Source organism: Diaphorobacter sp. B2A2W2 (assembly GCF_056730635.1).
In genome coordinates this window covers 116,944-128,147 of the sequence record NZ_JBWZOR010000006.1, presented here as the reverse complement: position 1 = coordinate 128,147, position 11,204 = coordinate 116,944, and the positions used below count along the sequence as shown (strand labels likewise).

Sequence of the window (11,204 nt, the reverse complement as noted above, 5' to 3'; positions counted from 1 at the left end):
AGTCACTCCACGATGAAGCGCAGTTTTTCGGGGTCTTCCTTACCCTTGCAGCGCTCTTTCAGGAAGGCATCAAACCGCTCGCGCACATCCTTGAGCGTGGCCGGTGAACCGCCCAGCAGCAGCGCCTGCTTGATCTCGTCGGTCTTGACCACCACTTTCTCCAGGCCGACCAGCGCCATCTGCACCGCGTTGGCAAACTCGCTGGTGACCGGGTCTGGCAGCGTGCGTGAGGACAAAAAGGCGTTGATTAGCTTCTTGCTGGCGTCCGGCAGCAAGCCGAGACTTTCCTGCGTGAAGGGGTCTTCCAGGTTTTCCAGCAGGGTTTGCTGCCAGTTCGCGACAAGCTGATCCAGATCGTCATCCAGCTTGTGCAGCGCTTTGGCTGCGGGGATGCTCAGCTCCAACTGTTCTGCGGAGGGGCGGTACTGGCAGTGCGGGCACACGGCGACCGTGTTGAGAGTGGGTTCGTCCAGCGCGGAGCAGCTCTTGAGGCCATTGAGTGCCTCTTCAAACGTGGTGAGCTGGCTGACGTTCATCATTTCCACACCGGCCAGGACGCGCAGGCCTTGTAGACGCGGATCGTAGCGCAGGGTGTTGCGGCTCTTTTCTTCCGACACGCCGAGCCGCGCCTTGGTGTGGCTAGCGATGTAGGCCTTTTTGTAGTCTTCCTTGAGCTGGTTGAGCGTTTGCCGGTACTCGCTGGCGTGTTCGGCCGTGCGGTCTTTGCTCAACTTTTCCTGCATTGCCTTGCGCGCGGCTTCGGCCTGCTTGACCCACTCGTGCCCGGCAGGCAGCACCATTTCGGCCTGGGACAAGTAGGCAGCGGTGCTGCCCAGCTCCACCACCAGATCGAGCATGCGTTCAACGGCTGCAAGGATTTCCAGATTCTTCTTCTGCGCCTCGATGTCCTCTTGGGTGACGCGCAGATTCTTCAGCTTGCCGACGGTGTTGTACGGCGACAGGTCTTCGGTGAACTTCTTGAGCGAATCCAGCCGGGCGTGCCAGTCTTTGGCTTCTTCCTCGCGCAGCAGATTTTGGCCCCAAAAACCGAGCTTGCCTTGTTGCAGGTCGGAGCCAGCCTTGAGTACCCGTGGCGTCATGGCGCTGATGCGGTCTTGCAGCTCGCGCACCGCCTCTGGGTCACCCTGCGTAGCCTTTTGCGCCCAGCCGGAGGCCAAGCCAAAGAACTCGAACAAGGCCTTCAGGACGGCGACATTGATTTCCTTGGGCGCTTCGATGTGTTTGAACTGCTTGAGATCTTCAAGCGAGCGTTCAGCCAGTTGCACCAGCTTGCCGGAATCGATCTTGTCGCCGGTGATGGACAGCACCAAGTCACCGGAGTAAACCAAGCCGCTCAACACGGTGACCAGCAGGTCGGGTTCCAAGCGGTACTTGATGGGCGCAAAGTATTCGACATCCGCATTGCCCGAGAGCAGTTCGCTGCGGTTGAGTACCTGGCCGTGGCCTTTTTCCTTCAAGCGCTTGAGAACCTCTTGGGCATAGCGGGAGTTGGCTGGCTCGACCCGATCGCCGTCCAGCAATTCCAGTGCATCCAGAACGGCAATGGCGTCTTTGGTGCGGTTGCCACCGGCCAGGGCGCGCAGTGCATTGCCGACCAGTTGCTTGCGGTTGCCTTCGGTGAATAGAACCGAGAACGTGGGGTATTCCGGGGCCAGATCGACAAAGTGCTGGCTCAGGGCCAGACCGGAGGTGATGTTGACCACGTCGCGGAAGTTGATGCGCTCATCAGGCCCAAGGCGCGCACGGTCACGCAGGGAGATGCCTTTGGACCAGTCTTGCAGAGTCTTGGTTTTGCCTTGGTAGGTCACCTCGAAGGCGGTCATCTGCTTTTCCTGGAGCCATTTGCCCATGGCTTTGAGAAAGTCCTGGGCCTTGGACATGTAGATGGCCTTGGCTCCGCCACTGGCGGTGGAAGCCAGCTCCAGCGCCGCAGCGTAGGAGGACAGGTGGCGCTTGATGTCTTCGTCCAGGCCTTTCAGGCGGAAGAAGACTTCATCGGCCAGGTTGTTGTCCGTGAACTTTCGCTTCTCGAACGGCGGGATGAAGTAGACGTAGAAGTCCCGCTCGGGCTGGGCTGTGGGCCGGTCGTTCGGTGCGCCAAAGAACAGGTAACCGATGCGATCGGCACGGCGTTCCTGCCATTCGATCTGGTACTGCCAGATCTGGAAACCTGAGACGTAGCTCGGGTCGTTCGGATTTTCTCGAACCAACTGCAGCAGTGCTGCGTAATAGGCGCGGTCGAGCTGGTCGTCATCGAGGCTGCCGATGCGGTTTTCGATTTGCGCGTCGTAGTCGATGTCTTTCTTCAGGTCGAGGTAGTACTGCTCGGTGTCAGCGGCCTTGGAGATGAATTGACCGTTGACGGTTTTCAGTACTTCCCGCAGGACCGTGACGACCTTGGAGAGCAAGTTCTCCGCAGCATCGCCCGGCAAATCAGCAATGGTCGGGTCAAACAAGCAAAGCGCGTCACGCAACTCTGCTGCCGTGGGGCCGATCGGCACATGGATGTCGCCGCCGGTGGTCAAGCGATGCACGGCCAGTGCGTTGATGACGCGCAGTGCCATCCCCTTGTAGGCTGGGCGCGTGAACGACTGCTGCACGCGAGACTCCAGCACGTCGGAGACGCGCAGAACCTCCTTGATGTTGGCATCTGGGCGCAGCGCAGAATTTTTCTTGATGGTCTGCCAGTAGCTCTCATAGCTGATGAGCTCAGGCTTGTCGGTGGGCACTTCCTGGTCGAGTAGCGCCTTCATCGCGGCTTCGATGGTGGTCAGTGCGCCCCGTTTTTCGGCGAAGTGGATCTGCTCAAAGGTTTTGAGGTAGTCCGGGTGAACGGGGAACAGGCGGACGTACTCATCCATGCGTTCGTTCATGGAGCCGTAGAACTTGGTGAACGGCGTGAGGTACTCGCGGATCTTGTTTTGCTGATCGACACTCTTTTTCAGCAAGCGCGCAGCGACGACAAAGCTGACGTCATTGCGGTCGATCAGAATTTGCGTAAAGCGTTCGTGCACGCGGCGCATGCTGCTGGCGACGTGCTCGAAGCGGGCGCTGTCGAAAATGGCTTCCTGCACGCCCGCCACAAAGCGGAATTTGAGGTGCTTGGTGACTTCGCCAATCTGACGCAGGATGGCCAGATCCAGTGCCAGTTCGTGGCCGCGACGCGAATCGAGGTACTCAAGGAACTCGTCCACCACCAGCAGGATGCCTTGGCCAGGGTAGACGTCTTCAAACGCCCCCATCATTTCCTCGAAGGAGTGCTTGTTGTCCAGCTCCTGATCGGCGGTGGGGAACGTGTAGGAAACGCCAAGGCTGGCCAGGAACTCTTGTAGCCTGCGGGTGATGATCTGGCGCAGCGGCATTTCCAAACCGCCAACTTCGATGCGCAGCACCTTGAACTTGCCCGCGATCGAGGTAGCGGCTTCGGCCACCTTAGGATGGCGGATCATCGGCGCATACGCTGCATCCTCGGCCACCAGCGACAACACCGACATCAGGTGCGACTTACCCGTACCGTAGTTGCCGACGATCAGCACACCCTTGTGGTCAACGGTGTCGTCGAAGCTGAGTTGGGGAATCATGAGCTTGGCGATCCGCTCTGCCATGTCATCGGAAATGACATAGGTGGTGACGAGCTTCTTGGCCTCATCGGGCCGCCCGGCATCGAGCAATTGAATGACCGATTCGATTTGTTCGAACTGGACCAGATCACCGTATTTCATCTTGTTAGCCATGTTTTCCTCGTTCCCCTATGCTTCAAATCTCGATTGCGACCACGCCATCAGCGTCGTAGTCGCGATATTCCGGATGGGTCATTTCGGCGTAATACAACCGATTCCCGCGTAGTTCGCCGGGCCAAACCGCCACGACACGCTTTGCGTGGGCCAGCCGCTTGATCAGATCCAGCGGATTGATCTCCAGGCCGCGCTCAAACAACAACTCTATGTTGTCGAGCAGCAGCACCTCATCTTTGCGCTGCTTGTCAGCGATTTCCCGCAGCAGCTGGCCCGCAGAAAAGCCACGCGCTGCATGAGGCGTAGCCGACAAGCGACGCCCCAACTCCAGGTTGATGTTCAGCGGCTGAACACCCAGCTTGGCTCCCAGCTCCTGCAGCAACTTCGTTTTGCCGCTGCCACGTGGCCCGGCCAGCACGATGAGCTTCGTGTGCAACTCGCCAAGCTGGTCTACGTACCGTTCAAGTTTCGTTAGCATCAGCGGCCCCTCATTCCGCTTCGGCTTCTGGCCGAAGGTGGTCAGGCGAGCGGTAGCCGGGTGCCAACAGCGCGTTCTTGACGCCGTAGAGCGCCAAATGGTCTTTCAGCCAGAGTCGGTACTCGTGACCTTGCAAGCTGTGGTCTGGCGAGGCATCAACGCTCCAACGCTGGAGCATGTAGCCAGCGACTGCCGCACGGACGTGCATCCGGATCGAACCATCTTTCATCCCGTAGTCCATTCGAATGATCTCGGGACGGTTCAAGCGCGGGTGGGGTACCAAGTCCAATTCGACGATCCGAGTCCACTGGATATCGTTGTCCGGTCGCTCGTTGGCCTTGGGCTCCTCATCGAGCAATGTCGGTGTTTCGATGCGGGTGACGACGAAGTCTCGGAACTCGCCACTCTTGCGATCAAAAGCACGGACGTGCCAGCGCAGGCCTGTGTCGACCAAGGCGAAGGGCACGATCACCCGTTCGGACTCTCCGCTGCTCATCGAGTGGTAGCGGATGGCCACCGGACGCTTGGCGTGGATCGCGCGACAGATAGGTGCCAGTACATCCATGCGGGGATTACTCAGCGCCGCTGGTGACTCGCAGGGAAGCATTGGCAGCGACTCGCCATTCACCCCATCGCCGAACCCAAGCGAAAGTGCTGACAGAACCCGCTGCGGGGCATGGTCGAACAAAGGCGCGAACGCTTTGCCAATCCTGTAGATCTTGCTGCTGCCGTCGAACTCGATGTTTTTCGGCGCAACCTCGCGGTACAGAGCCAGATCGCGAGTGGCTGCTGCGGGTGCCACTCCAAAGCGGCTGGCCAAATCAGGACGGCCAACTTCCCCCATGAAGTACAGGCGGAAGTCGATGTAGGCCAAGCGCTCGCGCTGGGTATGACTCAAACTTTCGACACGCTGAGGGTGCATCGTCAAAGACTCCTCATCCATGTGAGACGACGGGAAGACCGTGAAAATCGGATTGACTGCTCATCATGGCGCCGTTTATATCATCAATATGATTACATTATGCGCCATTCCTTGTGCATGAACAAGGGCGCTTAGGTGCCGCTGTTCGCCCATTAGCACGCCCCAATGCAAATGAGCAGGCCAGCGGCAAGCCTGTCGGCCACCGCCCTTAATCACGGAGGGGAGCAGAGACTCCGTTTCGGGGGCGATGACCCTGATGCTTGCAAATTGTTAAAGAACCGTGAGTCGCCTGCGTGGACGCCATCACGACCTTCCGGTGGAAGGATTTCGCGCACTGCGCCTGATTGCGCGCCGCTTATTTGTCCAGCGCCACTATGCGGACGATGCTGTCGAACTCGTTCAGCACGTCAGGGTGGTTCCTGGTCAGGTGGCGCAAGATGGCTTCGTTGGCCATGAGCTTGGCGAGATAGCCCTTGGCCAGCACCAGGTTGAGGATGTCCTGACCATAGGTCTGCTCGGCGAGCTTGAACTGCTCGTGGAGGTTGCCCATCTCCCTCTCCATCTTGGCCATCTGGTCGGCGCTGACGCCGGTCATCTTCTTGGGCTTGGTTTCACCGACGAGCAAGTTGCTGGGCGTGGCCGCAACCAGCGCTTGGGCATAGGCGACCGTGATGTTGTTGGCGCTGACCATCAGTTCGACACACTCAACCTGACGTGTCGGCTTGAGCTTGCGCAGGACTGCGCCAAGGTTTGCCGAAAACGTCTGGTCGCGCAGCAACTCGGCGGCCTCGGGGCAGATCCCTTCCAGCAGGTTTAGCTTCTTGATGATGTGGCTGATGTCCACGTCCAAGGCCTTCGCCAGCTTTTCCGGGGTGACGCCCCGTTCGACAGCGCGACGGATCATGAGGTGCTCCTGAATACTGGAGAGACGATTGATCCGGTTGTTGTAGGTGTAGCTTTCGTCATCGGTGGCCACCAGGCAGGGAGCCTTGTCGAAGCCCAACTGTTTCAGCGCGACCAGTCGTGTGTGTCCGTCCAGCAAGATGTGCTGCCCCTCGCGGTTGGGCTTGCCCACCGACAAGGGTTCGATCAGCCCGACCGCCTCGATGGATGCGGTGATCTGCTTGAATTTCCGTGAGGCAAGCAAGCCTTCTGGCGTCTTGCGCGAAGGCAGAACGGACGAGAGGGAAAGAATCAATGGCTCCGGCACGAAGCCAAGGGGCAGTTTGCTCATGTGCCGCTCCCTCGAGCCCAGACCCGCTCCGCCAGATACTGGGGCAGTGTGTCGAGCCCTTCCGCGCGCAGCAGGGTGGTGAAGTTCTCGTCGGCCAGCAATTGGCGCAGGGCCCCGACAATGAACAGCAAGTTGCGCTGAGCGGTCTCCGCCTTCCTGACCAGTAGCTTTTGCCGTTCGACCTCCCGCTGGTAGTTCCGCACCAGGCTGGACGTGGTGACATCCTCATTGGTCTTTCGGGATGTCATCCTGCCGCCGATGGACTTGCCTTGGGTGCGGCGACGTTCGATCACACGACGGGCTTGGATCAACTGGCTGCCACGCAGCTTTCCGGTTTCGTAGGCATCTTGTAGTGCAGCTTGAATCGCTTTCTCATCGCTGCCCGCGCCGGCGATGGTGATCGCCGCATTGAGAGGGATGCGCCCGCTGCCCACGGCCATCAGCAGTCGTTGCTCACCGTTCTGCAGCAATTGCAGGATGCCCTGCACGTACTCCGGACTCAGGCCTGTCTTTTGTGCAATGGATTTCTTGTCATAGCCCTGATCCCGCAGTTGCTCGATGCCGGACAGCAATTCCAACGGGCTGAACTTTCGCCGGGCGATGTTCTCGGTGAGGCTCATGATGAAGGCCGATTCGTCATCGACGTTCATCACCATTGCAGGGATTTCTTGATGCCCGAGCGTCTTGAAGGCCTTGAAGCGCCCCTCGCCGCAGATGAGGAGATAGTGCTCGCCGTTGCTCCCAGGACGCGGCGTCACGATGATGGGCTTTTTCAGGCCGATGTTCTGGATGTTGCCAACGATCTGCTCGAACACACGGCTGTTGCGTTCGCGGGGGTTGAGAACTTCAATCCGGTCGAGAGGAATCATCCGTAACTCCGAATGCCGATGCTCTTTGTCTTGATTCATGCGGCCCTCCTTATGCGGATGCGCCGGGCCATGCCATACAGGTAGTCCAGGCTGTCGAAGCGATAGCACTCAAACTCGATGCCGTTGTGGTCGGCCAGATGGATACGTGCCTGGCCGAAGTCCAGTCGGGGCAGCAGGTAGTAATCCAAGGCGGCCTGATTGCAGTCGTCCAGCCGCACGGCCACCGTGATGTCGGGCGCGAGGCTGGTATCGAAGCGCACTTTCCAGCGCCGTCGCCCGTTATCGAGCAATTGGCAGCGCGCCAGCACCAGTGAAACGGTGAACTCGCGATTCACGGTGAGGAGGTCGGTGGCCGGATCGCGTTCCACCATGCCGCCCACCTCGGCGATCATCCGTTCAGTCTGGCCGACGATCTCCGGGTGTAATCGGCGCAGGAACTGATTCGCTTCCAGATACTGGTAGTCCCGATCCGGAGTGAAGCCCACCGTCTGGTACGCGCGAATCAGACTGCCGAAACGATGCGCGTAGGCCGCCGACGAGGGCATGCCTTCAGCTTCATCGATGATCAGGCCGGACAGGTAGCCGTGGCGCTGGTAAAGATTGCGCAGCTTCTCGATCAACTCCTCGTCGCTGTACCGATGTGCCCTTGCGCGCAAGATCCCCTGCGCCGTGTAGAAGAGCTCCGGTGGAACGATGCCCTCGAACGCGCCTTCCTTCTTGATCCACATCTCGGGGCTGTTGACCACCCGGTGCTTCTTGAGTTTGAAGGATCGCCGGTTGTAGATGTTGTTGCCGATGTATTTCTCGTTGGACAACACTTCTCGGATGGTCGCGCGTGTCCAATCCCGCCCAAGGTCAGTACGTGTGCCTTGGGCGTTCAGCCTTTCGGCGATGTCCAGCTCCGTCAGGTTGTCGGTGACAAACCAGCGGTAGATCTGGTTGACCACGGCAACCTCATCATCCGGACCTGGCTGAAGGATGACGCGGTCGGTTTGCAGGCTTTTGTGCTCGCCACGCGCCAACTCACCTTTGAGCGTGCCGGACTGATCGACCAGCACGCGTCGCAGGCCATAGCCAGCGGGTCCGCCTTGACGAAAGCCCAACTCGATCAGGCGGCACTGCCCTGCAAACACCTTGGCCGACAACTCCCGGCTGTATTCGCCCGCCATCGCACGCTTGACGCCCTTGACGATGGTCGACACGGGCGAGCCGTCGTTTTCGAACTGCTCGGCGCAGTACGCGACCTGGATTCCGGCGCGGCGGCAGATGTATTCGTAGTAAGCGCTCTCGTCGGCATCCTGAAACCGGCCCCAGCGGCTGACGTCGTAGACCAGGATGATCTGGAAGTCCGCGATGCCTGCCTCGACGTCTTTGATCAGCTGCTGCAGCGCTCGCCGCCCATCGATGCGCAAGCCGCTCTTGCCCTCGTCGGCATAGGTGCGAACGATCTCGATATTGCGCCGGGCCGCGTACTCGCGGATCTTGTCGGCTTGGTTTTCCGTCGAATACTGCTGGTGCTCGGTCGACATCCGCACGTACTCGGCGGCCCGAAATGTCGGTGGCTGATCCGCCCCCGGAATGGAGAACTCTTCTGCCTGCATAGACCCGATCACTTTATGTTGTGTGAACTTGCTCTCGGGCCTGCCTTTCACCTCAATGGCATACACGTGGCCTGCAATGCGCGGCCGGAATGCACAGGGTTGAAATTGTTGCCATCCAGGATGATCGAGAGCCCATTTGGGCTTGAAGTTAAGGCCGGATTCACTGGGTGTCGATCAAGTCATCTCTTGACGCATCCATCTTGCATTCACAGGTTTCGTACAGCAGCGTGATTTCAACCACCCACGAGCCCGGTGTTCCATTCGGAAAGTCTGGACGTCTTGTGATCCGGTAGATGCCGGAAGGCAGAGCTGACACGTCCATCTTTACCGGATCGATGACTGGGTGCCGATGGGCGGTGGTAGGTTGATCCCCTTGATCTCCGCTGGCCTGTTGTGCGTCTCGGTGATTGCGCCAATAGTCGTGATTGCGTTGTGACCACGCGCGCTGGGCCGCCTGCTGGTTGATGCGGTAGTCAGGATCGGATTGGAGTTTTGCCCGCTGCCATTCGCGCTTGCGAGCCCGCTGGCATTCAGGGGCGGAGCAGAACGCTTGGTCGTGAACCTGTGGGCGGGGTTCGAAGGGGTGGCCGCAGTGCGCGCAAAGTCGAGTAGTCATCGTGGTCTCCATGCAAAGTCCGTATGGAGACCGCCACTGACCGTGGCGAAGGGCGCGAAGCGGCTGCCCTATGAAGGGATATTCAACGAGCGATGACGTTCAGCGCGGGTGCCAATGCCACGCTCAAGCGGCCAACGATGGCGGGCAAAGGTTCTGGCGGAAGTTCGTTCTTCTTGAGAAATGCCAGCCACAGCGCCTGGCGCGAAGCGTCGTGCGCAAACTCGTCCGTCAGGCCGACTGGCAGCGCGTCAGGAACCGCCATGCCCCGTCTTTCGAACGTGGCCTTGATCGCTTGGGCCAGCAGATCAGTGTCCAGAGTTTCTCGTTCCAACAGCACCGACAGATCGAAGTAGTCCTTCAGGCGGCTGTTGGTCATACCCAGCAATGCGATGGCGTGGAGCTTTTCCGCGATGACGGTGTACGTTGGGTAGGCCCGCAGCCGTGGTGCGGGCATTTCCTCCAGCAGCACTGGGTAGACCGAATCAACAGGCGCCGGGGTGACGGCGTCGCCGAAGCCGACATCGATTTGGGTCTTGCAACGTGCTCTGGCCAGATCGCCTGCAATCATCACGCGAACGCCGCCGTAGCCAGCTTCCTTGCGGATCTCCTCGACTGTGACCGAGGCTGGGTCGAACACGATGCCGTCGTCGACCGGTACAGCTGCGATGTCCCGGAATACTTGGGCCACTGACTCCAGATCACTGGCACCGAAACCCAACAGATCGGCGTCGCGTGTGGCCCGGTGTGGCATGTCGTACCAGAGCGTGAACAGCAGCGCACCTTTGAGCAGAAAACGGTCCGCGTGCGGCGACTGGGTCAGCCGATAGAGGATGCGCTCCAAGGCAAAGCGCACCAGCACCTGATTGAAATCGACGCCTTGCGCCTTGGCGACATTGAGCAGACGCGCACGGACGGATGCCGCGACATTTGGGGTGGCCGCACTCATCCGACACTCTCCAGATAGGGACGCATCACATTGGCCACGCGGCATATCTTGGCGAAACGCCAGATGTCGTCGACGGAGGCTTTGCTGCGTGCCCGGGCGTCCTTCAGCGCCTCCAGCGCCACATCCAGCCCGATCTTGTTGCGGTGCTTGAAGCAGTCCGCCACGGTCTTGGCCACGCCGTACACCCGGAGCCTGACACCGTCGCGTTCGACTTCCTCAATCCCTGCCGAGTAGGCATCACCCGTGAACTGCACCATCTTGACGGGTGGGTAGTCGACACGGGGCGGGTGGCTGCCCCGAGGCATGGCGATCCAGATCTGACGCGGCAGCTGCGTGGTCAGCTCGTGAAACTGCAGCGCCGTAAGCAGGCAGAACACCGCTTGAGGTACCTTGGTGGCGATGGTACCAAGGCTCTCGAATTCCGAAACCTGTGCATCCGGCAGACGGTACAGGCCACGCCCCACCTTCTCTAGTAGACCCGCAGCGGTCAGGCGCGTCAGAACGACCCGAGGCGCACTGATGGCGTCCAGATCGCTGGCGCGCAGTAGCCCCTTCTGGCTAGCCAGATCAAGGACGCGCTGATTGTGGGTACTGGAGAGCATGGGTGGAGTATGTTTCGTTATTTCGTCGAATGCAACTTCTGGGAGACAAAACGAAACATTGAGCCCACGTTCTCCCGGTATCACCGCTGGTAGACGATCCGCTGGGCACGCTACAAATCGGGGGCGTTATGGCCTCAATCGCAGCATACCCTACATGAAAACCTTTTAAGCGAAATTATTT

9 protein-coding genes are annotated in these 11,204 nt (G+C 59.5%); all 9 read right to left on the bottom strand.

Annotation, left to right across the window (positions count from 1 at the left end):
* Positions 1 to 2: 2 nt before the first annotated feature.
* The 9 genes from AC1PPL_RS12155 to AC1PPL_RS12115 all read right to left on the bottom strand — a co-directional run bounded on the left by AC1PPL_RS12155 (position 3) and on the right by AC1PPL_RS12115 (position 11,023).
* The gene (locus tag AC1PPL_RS12155; RefSeq protein ID WP_479973355.1) at positions 3 to 3,755 is read right to left on the bottom strand and encodes a DUF6079 family protein; all 3,753 of its coding nucleotides are present in this window, start codon (positions 3,753 to 3,755) and stop codon (positions 3 to 5) included.
* A gap of 22 nt (positions 3,756 to 3,777) precedes the next feature.
* Positions 3,778 to 4,233, bottom strand: a complete 456-nt coding sequence (gene brxF, locus AC1PPL_RS12150) for a BREX-3 system P-loop-containing protein BrxF (protein ID WP_479973354.1) — start codon at positions 4,231 to 4,233, stop codon at positions 3,778 to 3,780.
* Positions 4,234 to 4,243: 10 nt separating this feature from the next.
* Positions 4,244 to 5,155, bottom strand: a complete 912-nt coding sequence (locus AC1PPL_RS12145; protein ID WP_479973402.1) for a helix-turn-helix transcriptional regulator — start codon at positions 5,153 to 5,155, stop codon at positions 4,244 to 4,246.
* Between the two features lie 355 nt (positions 5,156 to 5,510).
* Complete coding sequence (locus tag AC1PPL_RS12140; protein WP_479973353.1) at positions 5,511 to 6,389, bottom strand: plasmid partitioning protein RepB C-terminal domain-containing protein; 879 nt, start codon at positions 6,387 to 6,389, stop codon at positions 5,511 to 5,513.
* A complete protein-coding gene (locus AC1PPL_RS12135; protein ID WP_479973352.1) occupies positions 6,386 to 7,297 on the bottom strand; it encodes a ParB/RepB/Spo0J family partition protein in 912 nt (303 codons plus the stop codon). Before AC1PPL_RS12135 ends, AC1PPL_RS12140 begins: the two co-directional genes overlap by 4 nt.
* Positions 7,294 to 8,859, bottom strand: a complete 1,566-nt coding sequence (locus tag AC1PPL_RS12130) for a recombinase family protein (protein WP_479973401.1) — start codon at positions 8,857 to 8,859, stop codon at positions 7,294 to 7,296. The genes AC1PPL_RS12135 and AC1PPL_RS12130 overlap by 4 nt, the downstream gene beginning before the upstream one ends.
* 160 nt (positions 8,860 to 9,019) lie before the next feature.
* Positions 9,020 to 9,475, bottom strand: a complete 456-nt coding sequence (locus tag AC1PPL_RS12125) for a hypothetical protein (RefSeq protein WP_479973351.1) — start codon at positions 9,473 to 9,475, stop codon at positions 9,020 to 9,022.
* An 82-nt stretch (positions 9,476 to 9,557) separates the two neighbouring features.
* A complete protein-coding gene (locus tag AC1PPL_RS12120; RefSeq protein ID WP_479973350.1) occupies positions 9,558 to 10,421 on the bottom strand; it encodes a nucleotidyl transferase AbiEii/AbiGii toxin family protein in 864 nt (287 codons plus the stop codon).
* Positions 10,418 to 11,023: a type IV toxin-antitoxin system AbiEi family antitoxin domain-containing protein gene (locus tag AC1PPL_RS12115; protein WP_062794306.1), complete on the bottom strand. Its 606-nt coding sequence runs from the start codon at positions 11,021 to 11,023 to the stop codon at positions 10,418 to 10,420. The genes AC1PPL_RS12120 and AC1PPL_RS12115 overlap by 4 nt, the downstream gene beginning before the upstream one ends.
* Between the last annotated feature and the right edge of the window lie 181 nt (positions 11,024 to 11,204).